The sequence below is a fragment of the Pseudoruegeria sp. SK021 genome (genome assembly GCF_002119405.1).
In the GTDB taxonomy this organism is placed as follows: domain Bacteria; phylum Pseudomonadota; class Alphaproteobacteria; order Rhodobacterales; family Rhodobacteraceae; genus Meridianimarinicoccus.
On record NZ_MTBG01000002.1, the window covers coordinates 51,757 to 72,774 of the forward strand.

Annotated in this window: 18 protein-coding genes, 4 tRNA genes and 1 pseudogene; 6 read left to right on the forward strand and 17 right to left on the reverse strand. The window is 58.5% G+C overall.

Going from position 1 to position 21,018, the window contains the following annotated elements; translation table 11 throughout:
* Positions 1-45: 45 nt before the first annotated feature.
* Both BV911_RS02760 and BV911_RS02765 read left to right on the forward strand, forming a co-directional pair.
* Positions 46-1,380, forward strand: a complete 1,335-nt coding sequence (locus BV911_RS02760) for a M23 family metallopeptidase (RefSeq protein ID WP_086052067.1) — start codon at positions 46-48, stop codon at positions 1,378-1,380.
* A complete protein-coding gene (locus BV911_RS02765) occupies positions 1,370-1,885 on the forward strand; it encodes a polymer-forming cytoskeletal protein (RefSeq protein ID WP_086052068.1) in 516 nt (171 codons plus the stop codon). The genes BV911_RS02760 and BV911_RS02765 overlap by 11 nt, the downstream gene beginning before the upstream one ends.
* 51 nt (positions 1,886-1,936) lie before the next feature.
* On the opposite strand, the gene BV911_RS02770 is transcribed toward BV911_RS02765, so the two are convergent.
* From BV911_RS02770 to BV911_RS02785, 4 genes are all read right to left on the reverse strand, one after another.
* Positions 1,937-2,716, reverse strand: coding sequence for a DUF2189 domain-containing protein (locus BV911_RS02770; protein ID WP_086052069.1), 780 nt, complete (start codon positions 2,714-2,716; stop codon positions 1,937-1,939).
* 112 nt (positions 2,717-2,828) lie between these two features.
* On the reverse strand, positions 2,829-3,956 hold the full coding sequence (gene prfB, locus BV911_RS02775) for a peptide chain release factor 2 (RefSeq protein ID WP_086052070.1): 1,128 nt from the start codon (positions 3,954-3,956) through the stop codon (positions 2,829-2,831).
* Positions 3,957-4,069: 113 nt separating this feature from the next.
* Positions 4,070-6,595, reverse strand: a complete 2,526-nt coding sequence (locus tag BV911_RS02780) for a penicillin-binding protein 1A (RefSeq protein WP_086052071.1) — start codon at positions 6,593-6,595, stop codon at positions 4,070-4,072.
* A 176-nt stretch (positions 6,596-6,771) separates the two neighbouring features.
* Positions 6,772-7,920 carry a pyridoxal phosphate-dependent aminotransferase gene (locus tag BV911_RS02785; protein WP_086052072.1) on the reverse strand — a complete coding sequence of 383 codons (1,149 nt, stop codon included), beginning with the start codon at positions 7,918-7,920 and terminating at the stop codon, positions 6,772-6,774.
* 52 nt (positions 7,921-7,972) lie between these two features.
* Between BV911_RS02785 and BV911_RS02790 the strand changes: the two genes are divergently transcribed.
* Positions 7,973-9,355 carry a M48 family metalloprotease gene (locus BV911_RS02790; RefSeq protein WP_086052073.1) on the forward strand — a complete coding sequence of 461 codons (1,383 nt, stop codon included), beginning with the start codon at positions 7,973-7,975 and terminating at the stop codon, positions 9,353-9,355.
* A gap of 2 nt (positions 9,356-9,357) precedes the next feature.
* Positions 9,358-10,125: a DsbA family protein gene (locus BV911_RS02795; protein WP_240512121.1), complete on the forward strand. Its 768-nt coding sequence runs from the start codon at positions 9,358-9,360 to the stop codon at positions 10,123-10,125.
* A 23-nt stretch (positions 10,126-10,148) separates the two neighbouring features.
* Here BV911_RS02795 and ispG read toward each other — a convergent pair whose 3' ends face one another.
* The 3 genes from ispG to hemA all read right to left on the reverse strand — a co-directional run bounded on the left by ispG (position 10,149) and on the right by hemA (position 13,975).
* The gene (ispG, locus tag BV911_RS02800; RefSeq protein ID WP_086052074.1) at positions 10,149-11,282 is read right to left on the reverse strand and encodes a flavodoxin-dependent (E)-4-hydroxy-3-methylbut-2-enyl-diphosphate synthase; all 1,134 of its coding nucleotides are present in this window, start codon (positions 11,280-11,282) and stop codon (positions 10,149-10,151) included.
* Between the two features lie 91 nt (positions 11,283-11,373).
* Positions 11,374-12,561: a helix-turn-helix domain-containing protein gene (locus tag BV911_RS02805; RefSeq protein WP_086052075.1), complete on the reverse strand. Its 1,188-nt coding sequence runs from the start codon at positions 12,559-12,561 to the stop codon at positions 11,374-11,376.
* A 190-nt stretch (positions 12,562-12,751) separates the two neighbouring features.
* The gene (gene hemA, locus BV911_RS02810; RefSeq protein ID WP_086052076.1) at positions 12,752-13,975 is read right to left on the reverse strand and encodes a 5-aminolevulinate synthase; all 1,224 of its coding nucleotides are present in this window, start codon (positions 13,973-13,975) and stop codon (positions 12,752-12,754) included.
* Between the two features lie 309 nt (positions 13,976-14,284).
* Here hemA and BV911_RS02815 point away from each other — a divergent pair, with 309 nt between their 5' ends.
* Positions 14,285-15,661 (forward strand): M20/M25/M40 family metallo-hydrolase, encoded by a 1,377-nt coding sequence (locus BV911_RS02815; protein ID WP_086052077.1) that lies wholly within the window; start codon positions 14,285-14,287, stop codon positions 15,659-15,661.
* A 44-nt stretch (positions 15,662-15,705) separates the two neighbouring features.
* Here the strand turns inward: BV911_RS02815 and BV911_RS02820 are convergent.
* From BV911_RS02820 to BV911_RS02835, 4 genes are all read right to left on the reverse strand, one after another.
* Positions 15,706-15,782 (reverse strand) — tRNA-Asp (locus BV911_RS02820).
* 240 nt (positions 15,783-16,022) lie between these two features.
* Positions 16,023-16,099: transfer RNA gene (locus BV911_RS02825), tRNA-Asp, on the reverse strand.
* A gap of 185 nt (positions 16,100-16,284) precedes the next feature.
* Positions 16,285-16,716, reverse strand: coding sequence for a hypothetical protein (locus tag BV911_RS02830; RefSeq protein ID WP_086052078.1), 432 nt, complete (start codon positions 16,714-16,716; stop codon positions 16,285-16,287).
* A 237-nt stretch (positions 16,717-16,953) separates the two neighbouring features.
* Positions 16,954-17,037, reverse strand: a tRNA-Leu gene (locus BV911_RS02835).
* Positions 17,038-17,194: 157 nt separating this feature from the next.
* Between BV911_RS02835 and BV911_RS02840 the strand changes: the two genes are divergently transcribed.
* Positions 17,195-17,530, forward strand: a complete 336-nt coding sequence (locus BV911_RS02840) for a hypothetical protein (protein WP_086052079.1) — start codon at positions 17,195-17,197, stop codon at positions 17,528-17,530.
* Between the two features lie 346 nt (positions 17,531-17,876).
* On the opposite strand, the gene BV911_RS02845 is transcribed toward BV911_RS02840, so the two are convergent.
* From BV911_RS02845 to BV911_RS02870, 6 genes and pseudogenes are all read right to left on the reverse strand, one after another.
* Positions 17,877-18,413: a hypothetical protein gene (locus BV911_RS02845; protein ID WP_086052080.1), complete on the reverse strand. Its 537-nt coding sequence runs from the start codon at positions 18,411-18,413 to the stop codon at positions 17,877-17,879.
* A gap of 219 nt (positions 18,414-18,632) precedes the next feature.
* Positions 18,633-19,280: a hypothetical protein gene (locus BV911_RS02850; RefSeq protein ID WP_168183961.1), complete on the reverse strand. Its 648-nt coding sequence runs from the start codon at positions 19,278-19,280 to the stop codon at positions 18,633-18,635.
* 169 nt (positions 19,281-19,449) lie between these two features.
* Positions 19,450-19,590 (reverse strand): annotated as a pseudogene (locus BV911_RS20340) (transposase); the annotation flags it as partial.
* 211 nt (positions 19,591-19,801) lie between these two features.
* A tRNA-Pro gene (locus tag BV911_RS02860) sits at positions 19,802-19,878 on the reverse strand.
* Between the two features lie 45 nt (positions 19,879-19,923).
* Complete coding sequence (locus tag BV911_RS02865) at positions 19,924-20,346, reverse strand: DUF192 domain-containing protein (protein WP_240512122.1); 423 nt, start codon at positions 20,344-20,346, stop codon at positions 19,924-19,926.
* Positions 20,347-20,395: 49 nt separating this feature from the next.
* Positions 20,396-20,929, reverse strand: a complete 534-nt coding sequence (locus tag BV911_RS02870) for a cold-shock protein (protein WP_086052083.1) — start codon at positions 20,927-20,929, stop codon at positions 20,396-20,398.
* Positions 20,930-21,018 lie beyond the last annotated feature (89 nt).

A 21,018-nucleotide genomic window follows, 5' to 3' on the forward strand; every position in this document is an offset into this window, starting at 1 on the left:
CAAGGCCGCAATAAACCGGCATTTCCGAGACAAGGACGGGGCAACGTGACGATTTCAAACAGCGCTGACACGCCATCGTTGCTGAGCAGGATTTTTCCAGAGAAACGTATTTTTGTAAAATCCGATAACGGCACACGCTTTGTCCGCATCAGGCCGCGCCACCACGTCATTGCTGTCATCGGCGGGGCCGTGGTTGTCGGATGGTGCATCGTTGCGACATCCTTTCTTGTGATCGGGCTCGTGGGCAAAAACGGCATTCAATCCGGCGCAGCCGGTGAAAAGCGCATGTACGAAGTGCGTCTGAACGCATTGGCGGCGGACCGAGATCGCCAGCGGATGGCGGCCTTTGATGCGCAGGGCAATTTTGCGGAAGCCCTCGACGGGGCGGCCAGCATCCAGACCAACCTGTTTGAAACCGAAATCGCCCGGCGCGAGATGATTGAGGCAAACGAAGCGATGCGCGGGTTGCTGCGCCAAGCCCTGAGTGACCGGGACGACGCCCTTGCACGGCTTGGCAGCGTCACCCAGTCCGGCGCAGAGGATCAGGATGCAGCCCTAGAAAGCCGTCTGAACGAAGCCCGCCAAACCCTGTCCTATCTCACCGAGGCGCTGGAACGCACCGCCACCGACCGGGACGCCATGCAAGATCAAGTGGCTCAGGTCAAAGCCGATTTGTCGTCGCTTGAACTGGACATACGGTTGAAAGACGAAACGACGGCGCGGATCTTCACGCAACTGGAAGAGGCGATGACCCTGGCGATCGAGCCCCTGAACAAGATGTTCAAGGATGTCGGTTTGCCGCCGGACCAAATCCTGAAACAGATGCGCCGGCAATATTCCGGACAGGGCGGGCCGTTGACCCCGATCAGCATGTCGACAAAATCCGTACCGTTGACCCCGGACGAACTGCGCGCCAATTCGGTTCTGTCCGATATGGACGAGTTGAATCTCTATCGTTTGGCGATCGATAAGGTGCCATTTTCCATTCCGGTCGAAGCCAATGTGCGCTCGACGTCAAACTTTGGCTATCGCAGCGACCCGATCAACGGTGGCCGGCGGCTTCATGCCGGGCAGGATTGGGCCGGATCCTACGGCACGCCGATCTATGCCAGTGCCGATGGCGTTGTGATCCATGCCGGGTGGCAATCCGGTTATGGGCGATTGATCAAGATCCAGCATGAATTTGGCATAGAGACCCGGTTTGCGCATCTGTCCAAAATCAACATCAAAGCAGGTCAAAGGGTCTCGCGCGGGGATCGCATCGGTGCTATGGGGAATTCTGGCCGCTCGACTGGCACGCATCTTCACTATGAAGTTCGGGTGGGAGACACCCCCGTAAACCCATTGAAATATATCAAGGCTGCACGCGATGTTTTCTAAGAACCGAGTGAACGAAACCCCGCCTAAGACTGTAGAGACCGATCCGCAACCGGCGCAGGTTGCCGCGTCGGCTGGGCAGTCCAGCGCGACAAAGCCAGCGATGAAGCCAAAACCGGCCGCGTCGGTGCTGTCCAGTGATCTGACCATCACTGGTAATATCCGCACTTCAGGCGACATTCAGGTCGAAGGGCAGATCGAAGGCGATATTTATGCTCATCTGCTGACCGTCGGAGAGACAGCGACGGTTCGGGGCGAAGTGGTCGCGGATGATATCGTGGTCAATGGCCATGTCATCGGACGTGTCCGCGGATTGAAAGTTCGCCTGACCTCGACCGCCAAGGTCGAAGGCGACATCATCCACAAGACCATCGCGATTGAAAGCGGGGCGCATTTCGAAGGCTCGGTTCAGCGCCAAGAAGACCCGCTGAAGACCTCTGGTGGCGACGCACGCAAGCCCGCCGCCCTGCCCGAGCCCACGGCGACTGAACTGTCCAAAGACAGCTGATCTTAGCGCGCAACTGTACCAGCGGTTGCGCGTCTGCCTTTGCGCAGGCGGTCAAACCATGGCGTTGCGGTACAAGTGCCACGTGGCATGACCCAGCACCGGCAGAACGACAAGTAATCCAAAGAAATACGGAAACATCCCGACGCTTAAGGCGACGGTGACAAACGCACCCCAGACCAACATCGGTCGAGGGTTGCGCAACACAAGACTGAAACTTGCGATCATGGCGGTCACGAAATCCACGTCCCGATCGACCAGCATCGGCATTCCGACAACCGTGATGGCGTAAAGGATAAACGCCACCAATCCACCGATGACAACCTCGGCACCAATCATCATCAGACCATTTGCGGTCAGGAAGACGGCAACCGAGGTTGAGACATTGGTCATGACGGACAGGCCCATGAACAGGGCAAAAATCACGTGGCCGATGAAGACCCAGACAATGAACAGAAAAATGATGATGGCTGCCAAAGACGGGATTTGACGATCTTTTTCCTGCCAAACACCGGTTAGCACCTTGGACCAACTCAGCGCTTCGCCACGTTGCAAAAGGCGGCTAACCTCATAAAGGCCGACGGCGGCAAAAGGCCCGATCAGCGGGAATCCGAATGCGGCCAACAGCAACCAATAGCTCTGCCCCGTAATCACCGTCAGTTGCCAAAGGGCCAGACCGCAGACAACGTAGAACCCGCCAAAGAACAATCCGTATTGCGGGGCGGTACGAAAATCCCGCCACCCTTGCAGCACGGAGTTTCGGATCATTTCCCCGGTAACTGGGCGAAATTCTGGAACACCATGCTTTGGTGCAGCAGCCAATGGTTGATCCATGACAATCCCTCTGTGTCGCGGGATCAGTGCCGCCGCGATCCTTGGCTCAAAATGGGCCCGACGACGAAGTTCGAGTCAAATCGCACAATACAAACACCTCATCCGGCGTTGATCAGCCGTTGCCCTGTGCCTCGCCTCGGCTTTTTCCAGCCACATCCTGCGCCAGCGTCGCAGCCATGAACTTATCCAGATCGCCATCCAGAACCCCTTGGCTGTCCGACGTCTCAACATTGGTCCGCAGGTCTTTGACCATCTGATAGGGTTGCAAAACGTACGAGCGGATCTGATTGCCCCAACCGGCATCGCCCTTGTTTTCATGGGCCTCGTTGATCGCAGCATTGCGGCGGTCAAGTTCCATCTGGTACAGGCGTGATTTCAACGCCTTCATGGCGATGTCCCGGTTTTGGTGTTGGGATTTTTCGGAAGAAGTGACCACGATCCCTGTGGGATGGTGGGTGATCCGTACCGCAGAATCGGTGGTGTTGACGTGCTGGCCACCCGCCCCCGACGAGCGATAGGTATCGATGCGAATGTCGTTCGGGCTGACCTCAATCTCAATATTGTCGTCGACCACCGGATAAACCCAGACCGAGCTGAACGACGTATGGCGCCGGGCCGCACTGTCATAGGGCGAGATGCGGACCAGACGATGCACGCCGCTTTCAGATTTCAGCCAGCCATATGCATTCGGACCGCTGATCTTATATGCGGCCGATTTGATGCCGGCCTCTTCGCCCGCGCTTTCCGATTGCAGTTCAACCGTGTAGCCGTGCTTTTCGGCCCACCGAACGTACATCCGTGCCAGCATTGAGGCCCAATCGCAAGATTCGGTGCCGCCCGCGCCGGAATTGATCTCAAGAAACGTGTCGTTGCCGTCGGCTTCGCCGTCCAGCAGTGCCTCAAGTTCTTTTTGCGCCGCCCGTTCGGTCAGGGCCTTGATTGCGGCTTCGGCTTCGGTGACGACTTCGGCATCGCCCTCCATCTCGCCCAACTCGATCAATTCGATATTGTCGGCCAGATCCTGCTTGATCGTCCGGTAGGTCTCCATGGCATCGACCAGCATCTGACGTTCACGCATCAGCTTTTGCGCCCGTGCGGGATCGTTCCACAGACCCGGATCCTCGGCCATGGCATCGAATTCTTCCAGCCGGTGCGCCGCCGTGGTCCAATCCATCCGTTGAGCCAACAGTTCCAGCGACTTTTCGATGCTGGCGATTGAATTCTGAATTTCTGCGCGCATCAGGCACCTTCCAAGATCGACATCAGCGCCGGCCGGCGCGAACCATGTCTATAAATGCCTCGTGACCCACAGGCAAGCGTGGCCGGGACAGCGACCTGCGCGCCCCGGTCCTGTCAGTACAACCCACCAGAACTGATGGTCCCGAAACCAGCCTTTTTCGGAATGCTTTTAACTTCACCGGTCGAGGTCGTGATCTCACTGCCGCCGCTAAGGGCTTCGTCGCGGCTATATAGCGGCAGACCTGCGCCCATCGCGAAGCCACCATCGACCAACGAGCCGAACAAAATTTCCTGACCGTTGCGGAAATATTCGGACACCACATTCGGGCCACTGGCATCGTCCGACAACCGCGCCCCGGTGATCCGGTCGATGCTGACAAAGCGGCCGCCCGGCGGCACGGCAAACGGCCCGCCCCCATATACCTTGATTGCCTCGGCCATAAACTCGTTGAAGACCGGGCCACACATGCCCCCGCCGGATGCGCCCCGTCCCATCGGCCTCGGCTGATCGTGCCCGATATAGCACCCGGCGACGATGTTAGACGAAAACCCGACGAACCAGACATCCTTTTCATCATTGGTGGTGCCAGTCTTGCCCGCGATTGGCACGGGCAGATTAACGGTGCCCGAGGCCGTGCCGCGATCCACAACCCCCTTCATCATCGAGGTGATCTGATAGGCGGTGATTGGGTCGATGACCTGCTCACGGTCAGATACGATTCGCGGCGGCACACCGGGTGGCACCATGAAGGTGTCGCAATCCAAGCATTGGCGGTCGTCATGGCGGAAAATGGTCTTGCCCCAACGATCTTGCACGCGGTCGACCAGCGTCGGCTCCACCCGTTGGCCGCCGTTGGCAAACATCGCATAGGCCGACACCATCCGGTACAGGGTGGTTTCTTCGGAACCCAGCGAGTTGGCCAGATAGGGTTGCATATGGTCATAGACACCAAAGCGATCCGCGTAGCCCGCCACGACGTCCATCCCCACCGCTTGCGCCAAGCGGACGGTCATCAGGTTGCGCGATTGCTCAATCCCGGTTCGCAGCGGCGTTGGACCATAGAACTTGTTGGAATAGTTTTTCGGCCGCCAGATTTCGCCGCCGATATTCACTTCAATGGGGGCGTCGACCACGATGGTTGCCGGGGTATAGCCGCTGTCCAATGCCGCCGCATAAACGAACGGCTTGAAGGATGACCCGGGCTGACGCGTGGCTTGGGTGGCCCGGTTAAAGACCGAATCCTGATACGAAAACCCGCCCTGCATGGCGATCACGCGACCGGTATTCACGTCCATCGCCACAAAAGCGCCCTGCACTTCGGGAATCTGTCGCAACGACCAACCGGTGATTGCATCCTCGCCATCCCGCAGCGGTTTGACCAAAATCACTTCACCGACGCCCAGCAAATCGGCGGGTACCGAAGCTTTGAGTTGGCCACGTTTTGCCGCCCATTTGACGTCACCAGCCAAGATGACCTGAGTGTCGGGATCGCGGTCCAGACCTTCGATACCGATCTGAGCCACGCCACCATCCAAGGACAGGACGACGGCGGCTTCCCAGCCAGTGACATCCCGTGACACGTTGGCCGAGGCGAGCGATTCCCGCCACAGCGTCTCGTCCGACAAGCGCTCAATCGGCACAAATTCTCCGGTGCCGCGCCAGAGGCCCCGGCTGCGGTCATAGTTTTCCAAACCTCGGCGCAAGGCTACGGCTGCGGTTTCCTGCATGGCAGGGACAAGCGTGGAGCGGATGCTAAGCCCACCGGTGAAAAACTCGGTCTCGCCGAAATCCCGGCTCAACTGGCGGCGAATCTCATCGGTGAAATAATCCCGGGGCGGCAAAGATTGCCGGAAGCCTTCGAAATCGCCGTTCTGAACCGAGCGCAAAGGCTGTGCGCGGGCGGTGGTGTACTCGGCCTGATCCAGAACGCCGTTTTCGAACATTTCACGCAGAACGAAATTGCGGCGATCCAGCGACCGCTCCATATCACGCACCGGGTGATAGGTTGACGGCGCCTTGGGCAAGGCCGCCAGATAGGCGGCTTCCTCGGGGGTCAGATCCGACAATTTCTTATTGAAATAGGTCTGTGCGGCAGCAGCCACGCCGTAGCTGTTTTGACCTAAGTAAATCTCATTCAGGTACAGTTCGAGGATCTTGTCTTTGCTCAAGGTCTGCTCAAGCCGGGTCGCGAGGATCAGTTCCTTGATCTTACGCTCGGCCGACCGGTCACTGGACAGCAGGAAGTTCTTCATGACCTGCTGGGTAATGGTCGACGCCCCGCGCAGCGATCCGCCTTGGGCCATCGCCACGACCGCCGCCGCCATCCCCATGGGATCATACCCCTTATGGGAATAGAAGTTTTTGTCCTCGGCGGAAATGAACGCCATTTTGACCAGATCAGGAATTTCCGATGAGGGCGCAAACAGCCGACGTTCTTGCGCGAACTCGTCGATCAGCGCCCCTTCGCCGGAATAGACCCGGCTGATGGTCGGCGGTGCATATTGGGAAAGCTGTTCGTAATTAGGTAGATCACGCCCATACATCCAGAAAATTGCCCCGACCAGAAGGGCCGCGATCACCAGTCCAATGGTGACGAAACTAAAGATGGCACCGAAGATACCGAGGATGAAACGCAACAAATGGGGACTCCGTTCGTGCAGGCTGTCGTGCGGACGTTCGCGCAGGCGTGAAGCGCACTATATAGCGCCTGCAGCGACGGGTCAAAATCACAAAAGCGCATGCGTAGGCGCCTTTTTGCCCCATGACGACCCATCACCCTAGCGCCGAGGCGCATCGGTCGGGTCGCCTGAACCTTTTAGCCTACGGTACTGGCTGCCATGAAGGCCGTCAGGCGGCGCAAACCTTCCCGAATGTCGTCGGTGGATCGGGCATAGGAAAAGCGCAAGCTGTGCCGCCCCCGGACCGGATCGAAATCAAGCCCCGGGGTGACCGCCACATCCGCATCCGCAAGGATTTCGGCCGCGAAGGCCTGACTGTCGTCGCAGATGTCGGACACGTCGGCGTAGATGTAGAAGGCACCGTCCGGTGGTGACAGACGTGTGAACCCCGCTTTCGGCAACTCCGCCATCATCAAGCGCCGGTTCTCGGCATATACTGTTCGTAAGGCCTCGCACTCTGCGGTTCCGTCCAACGCCCCCAATGCGGCCACCTGCGCGGCATGGGGCGCACAGATGAACATGTTCTGCGCCAATCGCTCGATGGTCCGCACATGATCGGGCGGCACAACCATCCAGCCAATGCGCCAGCCGGTCATGGAGAAATATTTCGAGAAAGAATTGATGACATAGACATCGTCGGTGATTTCCAGCGCCGAGGTCGCCCGCGGGCCATAATGCAAGCCGTGGTAAATCTCGTCCGAGATGAACGCCACATTCTTGGCCGCAGTGGTGGCGATCAGGGCCGCCAATTCATCTTTAGACAGGATCACACCGGTTGGATTTGCGGGCGAGGCGACAATCACACCGTCCAGACCATCAGGAATATCCTCGGGCCGAAGGTGGTGACCGTTATCGGGCTGCGTCGGCAATCCGACCGGCGACAGGGCCAACGCTTTTAGGATTTGCCGGTAGGACGGATAGCCCGGTTCCGTTACCCCCACCCGCGCCCCGGTATCGAACAGCGCCGTAAAGCCAAGCAGAAACGCAGCCGATGAGCCTGAGGTGACGATGACCCGGGCCGGGTCCAAGGTCACCCCGTACCAGTCGTGGTACAGACGGGCGATGCCAGTGCGCAAGGCCGGCAGCCCAAGCGCCACGGTATATCCCATAGCGTCCCCGTCCAGCGCGGTCGCCAGCGCCGCCCGGGCTGTGCCCGGTGCCGCCGTTCCGGGTTGCCCCACCTCCATATGGATGATGTGCCGTCCCGCAGCCTCAGCTTCGGCTGCGGCCTGTATGACGTCCATCACGATAAAGGGATCGACATCGCTTCGTCTTGATGTTTGCATCGAACTCTCCCAAACCTGCACCTGTCCGTCGCATCCGGCAGAAACGAGGTCAATGCCCCGCACTCCCCGAACCCGTCGCGTCATAGGGTCAACCCGCGTACGTTTGCGCCGGTGTGCTGGTCTTGTGGTTCTGGCCTTGGCTTGGCTGCCGCAAAGCGGATCGGCCCAAGGGCTGTTGCGGGATTCCGGTATTGAGCATGGCCTCGACATTCTGGCACAACCGTTATTGGTGGCGGCGGGACTGCCGGCCAACCGGACCCGTGTGCTTGTGGTCAATGATCTGTCGCTGAATGCATTCGTGGCCGGTTATGACACTGTTTTCATCAATGCCGGTCTGATCCTGAAAGTCGACAACGCCGCCGAGTTGCAGGCAGTGATCTCGCACGAGCTGGCCCATATCGCCAATGGCCACATCATTCAGCGCGGCGTTAATTTTCAAAACTCGCGCACTGCGGCAGGGGTTGGCATCCTGTTGGGGATCGCGACCGGCCTTGCAGCAGGCAACCCCAGCCTCGGGATCGGATTGGCCGCAGGCGGCGTCTCGACAGCGCAACGTGCCTTCTTGACCCATACCCGGGCCGAGGAAGCATCGGCCGATAAATCCGGCATGCGCTTTCTGGCACGGGCCGGGATTGACCCCAAAGCGATGGCCGGCGTGCTGAACCATTTCGCCGGACAAGAAGCCCTGATGCCCGCGTTGCAGGATCCCTATGCCGTCAGCCATCCATTGACGCGCGATCGGTTGCGCGCGGTTGAGAGCACCGCCGCGGCCTTGTCCCCGCGCGACGGCGAAACAGCCGAAGTTGAATATTGGTTCGACCGCTTGCAGGCCAAACTATCCGCCTATCTGCGCAGTCCGGCCTATACGCTGCAACGATTGTCGCCCGAGGATATGTCGGATGCGGCCCAAATCGAACGGGTGCTGGCCTATTTCAAAACCCCCGACATGGCAGCGGCGCGCAAGCCAATGGACGCCCTGCTCGAGGCCCATCCCAACGATCCGTATCTGCATGAGCTTAGCGGCTGGATCGAAATCGAATCCGGCAATGTCGCCCCGGCCATAGCGGCCTATCGCCGTGCGGTTGAGCTTGCGCCGAATGATTCCCTCATCCTGGCCGGGTTTGGCCGGGCCTTGTTGGCCAATGGCCAACCCGGCACCGATGCCGAGGCGTTAACGGTGTTGAAACGCGCCCGGAACCGTGAAGCGTTTTCAGCCGGGTTGTTGCGGGATCTGGCGATCGCCTATGCAAAGGCCGACCAGCCGGGTATGGCATCGCTTGCGACGGCAGAACGCTATGCGCTTTCGGGAAAGTTGGCGGATGCCGGGTTGCACGCACGGCGCGCGATCGGACAATTGCCGGTGGGATCGCCCGGATGGGCCCAGGCCGAGGATTTAATCAGGGCTGCCAATGCGGCCACTACCAAACGGAGATAACCTTGTTTTTGAATTTGAAACCAGTGATCAAAGCGGCCCTTGGGGTCGCATTGGCCGCAACCGTGACGACCACGGCCCATGCGTTTGAGATGGACAGCTTGTCGGATTCGGAACGACAGGCCTTCCGCGACGAAGTTCGTGCCTATCTTCTCGACAACCCCGAAGTCCTGATGGAGGCAATCGCCGTCCTTGAAGGCCGTCAGGTCACCGCCAAAGAGCAAGCCGACAAAACCATGGTGGCCGAGTTGTCCGGTGAATTGTTCAATGATGGGCGGTCCTATGTCGGCGGCAATCCTGACGGCGATATCACGCTGGTGGAATTCCTCGACTACCGTTGCGGATATTGCCGTCGGGCCCATGACGACGTCAACGCTTTGGTTTATGGCGACGGAAATATCCGCTTCATCGTGAAAGAGTTCCCAATCCTCGGCGAGGATTCAGTGACCTCCTCGCGCTTTGCCATCGCCACCCGGATCGTCGCCGGACCAGAGGCCTATAAACGGGCCAATGACGCGCTGATGAAATTGTCCGGCTCGGTGAATGCAGCGGCGCTAAGCCGTTTGGCCCGCGACCTTGACCTTGATGGCGACGCGATCATGGCCGAAATGGACAGCGCAGCGGTCAGCGAGGAATTGAACGCCAACCACGCGCTGGCGCAAAAGCTGGCGATCAATGGGACGCCGACCTTCGTCTTGGGCGACGAAGTGGTGCGTGGATATGTGCCGCTTGATGCGATGCAGGCCCTTGTCGCCGAAGCCCGCGACCAATAATCGCGATTAAGGTCGGGCGGCGCTTATTGCGCCGCCTGCCCCTCTGCCGCCGCCACAGCATCCAGTTCTTCGGCTTTCTTTTCGACCTGCGCCACGATGTGATCCACCATCTCGGCATTGGACAGTTTGTGCGACTGCTTGCCAGCCAAATAGACCATGCCCGATCCGGCACCGCCGCCGGTAAACCCGACATCGGTCATCAATGCCTCGCCCGGGCCATTCACAACACAGCCGATAATACTAAGGCTCATCGGGGTTTTGATGTGCTCCAGCCGCTCTTCCAAGGCTTCGACCGTCTTAATCACATCAAAGCCCTGACGCGCACAGGACGGGCACGAGATGATGTTCACACCGCGATGGCGCAGACCAAGAGATTTCAGAATCTCATAGCCAACCTTGACCTCTTCCACCGGATCGGCGGACAAAGACACCCGGATGGTGTCACCGATCCCCATCCAAAGCAGATTGCCAAGCCCAATGGCCGATTTGATCGTGCCCGACGTCAGGCCGCCCGCTTCGGTGATGCCCAAATGGATCGGCGCATCGGTGGCTTCGGCCAAGCTTTGATAGGCGGCAGCTGCAAGGAATACGTCGCTGGCCTTCACGCTGATTTTGAAGTCGTGGAAGTCGTTGTCTTGCAGAATCCGAATATGTTCTAAGCCGCTTTCGACCATCGCCTCGGGGCATGGCTCGCCGTATTTTTCCAGCAGATGCCGTTCAAGACTTCCGGCATTCACGCCGATGCGGATCGAACAGCCGTGATCTTTGGCGGCCTTGATCACCTCGCGTACCCGGGATTCTTCCCCGATATTGCCGGGGTTGATCCGCAAGCAGGCAGCCCCGGCTTCGGCGGCTTCGATCGCGCGTTTGTAGTGAAAATGAATATCGGCGACGATCGGCACCGGGCTTTCGGCAACGATCTGTTTCAGCGCCCGAGTCGACGATTGATCCGGCGTGGAAATGCGGACGATATCTGCACCAGCATCGGCACAGGCCTGCACCTGAGCGACCGTTGCGGCCACATCTGACGTGTCTGTATTGGTCATGGTTTGTACGGTGATCGGCGCATCCCCGCCAACGGGCACCGATCCGACCATAATTTGCCGGGATTTCCGGCGATAGATATTCCGCCACGGACGGATGTGGTTGAGCGACATGACATGAGTCCCGGATCTGACGAGGTTGCCCCCTAGATAGTCCGGCTGTCCCCGCGCCGCAACGCCTGACCAGAGGCAATGCTGCGCGGTGCTATTCCGGTGCCGGAAGATCGATGGGTTCGATCACCAGTTCGGCCAAGCGTGCCAATTCGGTATCTTGCGCCAAGTCCGCCACCTGATAGGCGTCCGACAGCGCCGCTGCCGACAAGACCACGTTCTTCGCCACCGACGTTCCCGGCCCGGCAGGCCCAAGGGTTTCGCCGTTCACAGCAAAAAACACCGATCCAGAATTGCCCGCGCGGAGCGTCGGCGCCTGATCGGTATCGGGCAAAATAAACCGTTCGCCCTGTTCCAGAATTTTCTCCAGCAACACCGTGCCATCAGCAGCCTTCACGCGGACCCAAGCCGGGCGACGTGCAAATAGAACAACCTTTGGCGGCGTTGCTTCGACCACCTGAATCTCGGGCTCGGCAATCGGCGTCTCAGGTTGCTGAGGCGCGGCATCCGGTGTTTGCGGCGGCACATATTGCGCGAAAACGCCCTGCGCGCCGGGGTCCAGAACCGCGATCGGTCCATCGCGAGGCACCATGATCGGGGCATCCAACGCCTGCGGACGATAGAGACGTTCCAGCGCAGCGGTGGTCGGGGCCGCATTTTCGGCAACCAGACCGCCAAGTTCAAGCGGGTCGCTTCGGCTTGCCGTTGCCAGACCGGTTTCAACCGGGGTCAGGGTAACCTTTTGAATCTGCTGTAGGATGGACCAGCCGCCATAGCCCAAGCCGCCAATCAGCGCGACCAGCACCATCATTGAGCCGATTGCACCGACCCGGATATTGCTGAACGCCCCCGGCGCCTGCGCCACATAGATCGGGCTACGCGCCAACATGGCATCGCCAACATCACTGTGGGCTTTGACCGGCGCTGCCCGGCGCGTGGTTTTTTTGGCATAGACCTGCGCGTCAAGACCGGCCACATGGGAAAATCCACTCTCGGCACAGAAGGTCCGATACGCCCATTCGGGGTTCATCCCAAGATAGCGGGCATAGGATTTGACGTAACCGGCGATGAATCCCGGTGTCTCGAAGAAGCTTAAATCCGCATCTTCGATCGCAGCCAGATATTCAGCTTTGATTTTGATATCGCGCTGAACCTCGAGAAGAGATTTTCCCTTGGTTGCGCGTTCGCCCCGCATGATGTCCCCAAGCGTTAACTCAAAGTCATCGAAACTTTTCGGACGAACATCCCGCGTTTCCGCAGGCTGATCAATGCGCCCATTCATGCGACATAATCCATGCCAACTGCCTAACCCCCAAGGCGTCCCTACGATTCGTGCCGCAGGGTTTGCCTTGACCTACGATACCATAGCAAGGGCTTAGACGCACGTGCCTATACAAAAACCGTTTCAGGCCCACTAACCACTCTGCCGCGGTCCCGGACCGCGGCAACCACGGTCCAAATAGCGCGCGACCTTAGGCGGACATCGACTTTCGGCTCAGCGCACAATGCGACCACAGCCCGTCCATCGCGGTGATCAGCTTGTCCATCTCCAACGCCCCGTGAACCGGGGACGGCGTGAACCGCAGACGTTCCGTGCCACGCGGCACCGTCGGGAAGTTGATCGGCTGAACGTAAATCCCGCTATCGACCAGCAGCCGGTCAGAGATCATCTTACACTTGACCGGGTCGCCCACATGGACCGGCACGATATGGCTGCCGTGATCAATAATCGGCAGACCAATCCCCTTGAGGCGCAGCTTCAGAATGCGGGCCTGCGTTTGGTGCTTGTCGCGCAACGCCTGATCCGTTTTCAGGTGGCGGATAGAGGCCGCAGCACCTGCTGCGATCGCCGGTGGCAGCGAGGTCGTAAAGATGAAGCCCGGCGCATAGGACCGAATGGCATCCACCATGCGGTGGCTGGTGGCGATATAGCCGCCCATCACCCCATAGCTCTTGCCCAATGTCCCGTTCACGATATCGATGCGGTGGGACAGACCATCGCGTTCGGCCACACCGCCGCCGCGCTGGCCATAAAGCCCAACCGCATGAACTTCGTCCAGATAAGTCAGGGCACCAAACTCGTCCGCAACGTCGCAAATTTCTTTGATCGGCCCGAAGTCACCATCCATCGAGTAGACGGACTCGAACGCGATCAGTTTTGGGACCGCGGGGTCCAGCCCCTCAAGGATCGACCGCAGGTGCGCCACATCGTTATGGCGAAAGATATGCCGTTCGCCTTTGCCGCGACGGATACCCTCGATCATCGACGCATGGTTCAATTCATCCGACAGGATGACCAAGCCGGGAAAAAGCCGGGGCAGCGTCGACAAGGTGGCATCGTTCGCAACATAAGCCGAGGTAAAGACCAGAGCCGCCTCTTTGTCGTGCAAGTCCGCGATCTCAGTCTCGAGGCGCTTGTGATAGACCGTGGTGCCGGAAATATTCCGCGTGCCGCCCGACCCGGCGCCGGTGGCATCGAGCGCTTCGTGCATTGCCGCCAAGACAACCGGGTGCTGACCCATCCCAAGGTAATCGTTCCCACACCACACGGTCACGGGCTTGGTAGAGCCGTCCGGCCGCGTCCAGACCGCATGTGGAAAGTTGCCCTTATCCCGCGCAATGTCGATAAAGGTCCGGTAGCGGCCTTCTTGATGCAGCCGTTCCAGCGCCGTATCGAGTTGTGCGTTATAGTCCACGTTGCAGTCCTTTCGATGCTCGTCCGGTCTCTATGCCATATCCGGGCGGGACCGGAACTTGTCACAGATCAAACCGTGTCGGATATTCCTGTCACAGGATAGCCCGCCTCGCCAAGCAGAAATAGCCCGTATTTCAGGCAGGCAGCGGGGTATGGGCGAATATGTCCCAACCCTGCGCGGCCCCGTCTGCGACGTTTTCGACCATCATTGCACCGCCTTGCGGTCAACTTAGCTGAGACCCGATCCCGGGTAGACGACAGGTTTTGCGCTGATACTGTCACATCAAACCCACCATCTTACGGAGCCGCCATGTCCCTTGCGCCTGTTCTCGACCGGATCGATGCTGATCTCGATGCCTCCCTTGCCCGCCTATTTCAACTGCTGGAAATCCCGTCGATCTCGACCGATCCCGCCCACGCGCAGGATTGTGACCACGCGGCTGATTGGCTGGTCGCCGAACTGTCGGCCCTCGGCTTTAACGCCGAAAAGCGCCCCACGCCGGGTCATCCGATGGTGGTCGCCCATGCGGGCACCGAAGGACCGCACCTGCTGTTCTACGGCCACTATGACGTTCAGCCCGTCGACCCGCTTGATCTATGGGACCGCCCACCGTTTAGCCCGGCAATCGAAGATACCAAGGACGGGCAGGTTATTCGCGCCCGCGGGGCCTCGGATGACAAGGGCCAGTTGATGACCTTTGTCGAAGCCTGCCGAGCGTGGTTGGCTGTGCATGGCACCCTGCCCGCCCGGATCACCTGCTTCTTCGAGGGTGAAGAAGAAAGCGGCTCACCGTCGCTGGTGCCATTCATGACCGAAAACGCCGCCGAACTGACGGCAGATGTGGCGCTGATCTCGGACACCGGTCTTTACAGCGAAACGGTCCCGGCGATCGTGACCCAATTGCGCGGCTTGATGGGGGATGAGGTCACCATCCACGGCCCCAACAAAGACCTTCACTCTGGTCTGTTCGGCGGTCTGGCACGAAACCCGACCCGGGTGCTGACCCGCATTCTTGCCAGCCTACATGACGATACCGGACGAATCACCCTTCCCGGCTTTTATGACGGCGTGCCTGACCTCGATCCTGCCCTGCGTCAGCAATGGGATGCCTTGAACTTCGATGCCGAGGCCTTCCTCGGCGAGGTTGGCCTGTCTACCCCTGCCGGAGAGGCGGGTAAGACCCCCCTTGAGATGCTGTGGTCCCAGCCCACTTGCGAAATCAACGGCATCATCGCCGGCTATACCGGTGCCGGGTTCAAAACGGTGTTGCCCGCCAAGGCCACGGCCAAGGTCAGCTTCCGCCTGGTCGGCACCCAAGACCCCCACGCGATCAGAGTGGCGTTCCGGGAGTATGTGACAGCCCAGCTACCGCCGGACTGCACCGCCAGCTTCACCGCGCACGGGGCCTCCCCTGCGAGTCGGATGTCGACGGCGCATCCGGCGTTTGAATTGGCGCGTGCCGCCCTCAGCGACGAGTGGCCCGGCGAAGCGGCTTTTGTCGGCAGCGGCGGGTCGATTCCCATCGCGGGCTATTTCAAGAATATTCTGAACATGGATGCCATGCTGATCGGATTCGCCCGCGACGATGATCAGATCCACTCGCCGAACGAAAAATACGCCCTCGAAAGCTATCACAAAGGCATCCGCAGCTGGGCGCGCATCTTGGACAAACTGTCTGCCCGTTAGGGCAGACTTACTGTCTATTGTCACAATGGTCATCGGGGGAAAAATGGCGCGGTTGACGGGGCTCGAACCCGCGACCCCCGGCGTGACAGGCCGGTACTCTAACCAACTGAGCTACAACCGCGCAAGCCGTTCAGGACTGTGTTCCTGTCTGGCGTTGCGGGCTTTTAGGCGGGCACACCGGGGGCGTCAAGCAGTTTCGATGAGGTTTTTTAATTTCCTGTCAACGACCCGAAATTTCGGTGAATCGCCGAGTAAACCGGAATGATTTCAAAGCGTTAAATAACGAACCTCAAACAGATGCGGCCACGGAAACTAGGTTCCCGTGGCATGCATATGATCTGTATTGGATCATTCGAAGCGATGGCGCGGTTGACGGGGCTCGAACCCGCGACCCCCGGCGTGACAGGCCGGTACTCTAACCAACTGAGCTACAACCGCCCGCTTCGTACCAAGCGTCGCTTGGCGTGGGGTGTTACTATGCGCTGGTTTCGACGGCGTCAAGCAACCCAAAGCAAGTTCTCGAAGAAAATTACATCAGCTTGAAATCTAGGCCGATATTCCCCTCTTTTACCGACCGGTCCGGGTGCCATCGTGGCCCCGGACACCCCAGATCGGCGACTGGGTTACAATTTGTTCACGCTCCGCTCCCAGCGGGCATAGATGTAGAACAGCAACGCAACGGCAGTGGTCCCGACCATCACATAAAGGCCAAGCCACCCGGCGATACCCACAAGCGACGGACGCGCGAACAGACTGAGCCACACGGTCAGAAAGGCCATGACGCAAAATCCGAGAAACAGCAGCAGAACGGAGAACCGGTTGCGCTGGAACAACAACCAGCCGCCTAGCAAACCACCCCACACTCCGGCAGCCCATACCCCGTTCACCCAACTGGGCAAGCCGCGGATGTACGAGACCTGCTCGGGGGAGAAATTGTCCGTGTAGAACCCAAGTCGGAAATACGTGAACGTGAAGTCCAAGGCCCCGATCAAATAGAATGCAAGTGTCAGAATGGCGATTGGCCAATGATGCCAAGGCGCGCGTGTATCGGGCATGAAAACCTCCAGAACTGTCCCTCCGAAGGATCTGCCGTCAGGCCGAGAATGTCCAGCCTCTTGCCGTCTCTCGCGACGCCATCGCCCGATTACCCACTGCCGAAGAGATGCCGCCGACGAGCGCCCATGACGGGATCAGCCCGCGACTGAACAATAGGCTTTCTGGATACGAAACACGGGTCTAGAGACCTTCCAGATCATGTCTTGCGATATGTGGAAAATCTATAGATCCCATGATGGTACCCGAGGCCGGACTCGAACCGGCACGCCTTGCGGCGGGGGATTTTGAATCCCCTGCGTCTACCATTCCGCCACTCGGGCCAATCAACGAACCCTGCGCCGGGCGGCGCTTGTTCGGATCAACGAGGCGACGTATGCCGGGTTTGACGGGAAAGCTCAAGCAGGCTTTTTCATTCTTTGATCTTCCTCGGAACTTGCCCGCTTCGCCCCGCTTCTAACCGCCAAAAATAGGTAAAAAATGACCCTGAGAGCCATTGAAACACACGCGATCGACTTCGTGAACCCAGTCTTCCAGTCGGGCATGAATATTACGGTGCGCAGTCAGGAAGGCTGGAAAGACCGGATTCGTCTTGGCGATTCGCTACGAATCACTTTGCCAGACCGCGAGATCACGGTGCCGGTGATCGGTGCGATTCACTGCGCACTGGCCGACATCCCTGAGGGCTTGCTTGCCCTCGAACATGATCCTGCCGCCCGCACGATCAGCGGCCTCCAGTCAGTGCTGGAAAACATTTATCAGCGCCCTGTCCCGCTGGCAGATGCCGTCACCGTTCTTATCTTCGTCGTCACGTGATGCGGCCCTGAACAGCACACCACCGGGCGCCGTAGGCGTGGCGAAGAACGCATCGCGTCTAAAGCGACTGGTTAGCAGGGCAACGCGCATTCTGCGGCAGTCCCGATTCTGTCGACGGGTTTCGGCGTAAAGTGCGCTACTCTTGGTCCTTGCGGATCGGGTTGCGTCGATTCAGTTTGGTGATCATAGGCCACGGCGCGTGGCCCGCCGCCAATGGCAGAGTGGCCCGCTTATGATTGCTGAAGAGCATCCACTTACTAAAGCGGGCCTTAAGCTCTAATCCGGCGACCCGCGCATGCAGGTCGACACCTTGAGTTAAAGGTTTATTCGGTAGGGTGATCGGTCATCACGTCGCAACCTCACCGTCAAGAGGAACGGGCAAAGCAGAACGCTCGCTGCTCCCATGGAAGAAAATGTCAATCTCCAGCGCCAAGCCAAACTCGAATTCATTGAGTTCCGGCCCGCTCCAGTGGTGCCGTTCAAGGTCGTCGAGGAAGTCTTTACGTTTCTGTTCAATCCGCGGTTCTAAGGTCAGGAACTCGGCGGCACGCAGCATGTCGATGCGCTTATGCACCTCGCGCATCGCTGAAAAGGCTTCCATCATTAGCGGCATCAGGCGTGGATCCCGCTGCCAAGACTGGCCTGCGAAGACCTCTTGAACGACGCGATTTCCGGCCCCCAGACAGTCATAGGCGACACAGCCAGGAAAACCGTCCTGCGCCAAGGTGTTGTGAATTGTGCACCTGTGCCCCGAGAGGTTCCGGCAAGGTTCGCCGGGATTTTTATCAAACGCGAAATCTTTTCCTTTATCGAAGGCCAGAACGACGCAGCAAAGGGCCGCGCATTTCGAACAGTCTGTCTTGAGGCGGTCGATCTGGTGCATTTTAACTTTCGATTATCAATGGACTTCCCAGAGGGAGGTGTCAGGTCGCCGTATCCCGCGAAATGTCTCTAGAATACAAGTCCCGGCCTTTGTGCCTCGTATCACGGGAAAAACCGGACCAGATATCGCGGCGACGTCATGTGAATGCGGCGGCAAGCCATGGATAAATTCTGACCGGATCAAGGTTTCCGGCGCGGGGGTCGGCTTGGACATAGACACTCATTCAAGCATTCCATAGCGGGATAGATGCCGCCAACGTCTTTGGATGAACCATTCAGGGAACAGCGACAGGACCACAATGACAAGAACCGCTAGGACCGCCAGAATTGACCCTTCGTTCAGCACGCCATACATCGTACCCCCGACGACCGCGACCAATGCCACGATCGGCAATGCCAAGTGACGCGGGAAGGCCGTCCTTGCCATCGAGGCCGCAAGTGCAAAGCCAACAACCGCATTTCCGCCAAGCCAAATATAACTAAACAACCCCAGCGGAGCCTTGAACGGCGCGGGCAGCCAGATCTGCGCATAACCGACCATCGGCGATAGAAGATCACACGACAGATGAACGCTCGTACCGATCAAAGCACCGGCCATAGGCGCAGCACCTAGACGACGGCCAAAGAGCAAAAAGAGTAACGCTGGAAAAAGAGAATGCGTGATGATTGAACGGTGATGCAGAATTGAAATCACCGTCAGATCAATGTCAGGCATCCAAAGAAAGACGTATGCGCATCCCAGAAACAGAAGCAGGCGCCCAAGAGAACTGCGTCCGACGACCTTTAAGGAATCAAGCAGCCACCGAAAGAAACGATCTTTCAAGTTTCTTTGGCGAGTGTCGCCATCAGAATTGCCGAGACGCTTCAAGGCTTCGCGCCAACGAGGACATTTGAACCCGCGATTTGAGTTTTGGTCAAAAAATTTATTTCAACCCCCGCAGCAACCATTGGGCCTTCAGTCTCCATGACGATATCTACCTGTTTCAGAAGTCCGAGGGGGTACCATCGGCGCTAGACCCGGGGGGCTAGCGCCCCGCCATGCCAAACAGAACTTTGATCCGAAGGCGGGCTTGGATGGCGGCGTCGCTGTAGGACTGTTGGCGGCCTCGCATCCCGGATGGAGCAAATTCCAAACCTTTCCCAGCATCAAACCAGACGGTCAGAGACCCTCGCCGTCTCGGTACCCGGCTGTCGTCAGGCCCGATCGTGGTCTTGCAGATCACCTTTCCGGGTACGCTTATGCGCATCAAAAACCACATCGGATTTCCGCCGAAAGTCCGACGCAACATGTGTGCAACAGGATCAAACCAAACTGTAAACTGGATCGACGCAAGAATGGCTGCCACACTCGCCTACAGCGGAATTATCTATAAATTCATATGGATGAAGTGGTCGGGACGGCAAGATTCGAACTTGCGACCTACGGTACCCAAAACCGTCGCGCTACCAAGCTGCGCTACGCCCCGACTGAGGTGTCTCTAGCGCCCGACGACGGGAATGAAAAGGGAAAATCAGTCACAAGGCCAACTTGGATCATTATTTTTAAATGCCGGGTGCCGAACCTCACTTCCGGGCGCGATTCCCAGCACCTCGGACAGGCCGCCATTGACTTCAAGGACAGCAAGGACCCCTCGTCCACCGGGAATCGAGGTTTCATCCAAAGGAATGGCGTTCTGATGTACGCGGGTAACGATGCCCGTCTGATCAATGAAGATCAGATCTAAGGGAATCAGAGTGTTGCGCATCCAGAAGGCCACGGATTGCGGTTCTTCATACACGAACAGCATTCCAGATTGGCGCGGCATGCTGGCTCGGTTCATCAATCCGATCGCGCGCTCGTCGGGATCATCCGCAATTTCAACATCGAATCGGGCACTGCCCCAGGTGCCGCGCAATTCGACCTGCTCCAGATCGCACACCGCGAATGCGGGCATCGCAACAAGAGCCGCACCACCGCAAATCAGCCAAAAGGGAGGACGCATCTTAATCCTCACCCATCGCAGCATATTCCCAAGAACTGACCTGCACCGCCATCAAGCCACGGCGCCCTTCGGCCACCCGGATGCATACGGCCTCTCCGGGTTGCAAATCGGCCAGCCCAGATCGCCGCAGCACGTCAATGTGAATAAAGATGTCATCGGACTTTCCAAAGGTGTTGGCAAAGCCAAAGCCCTTGGTCTTGTCGAACCATTTCACCCGCGCAGGTTCCAGCGGCCCCGCGTCTTCGGGTGGCTCAAAATCACTGTCAGCTGCCGGATCGCGTGCCTCTTCCGTCACATCGGGAGGTTCGATGCGCATCACTTCGACGGCTTGCCGTCCGCGCGGTGTATCATGCACCAGCAATTCGACGACCGCGTTGTCCGCGATGGAGCTTTGTCCGAAATTTCGCAACACATTGGCGTGCAGCAGGATGTCACTGCCGCCCTCGTTCGCAATGACGAATCCGAACCCCTTACCGGGATCGAACCATTTAACGAGACCCGTTACCGTCTCTGTTTCACTCTCTTCACTCTTCATGCAACCGACAAACTTCTTTTTCACGTTGGGGATAAGGTTGCTGTCGTGAACCTGTCAACGGATCCTGTAGGGCAGTAAATGGAATTACT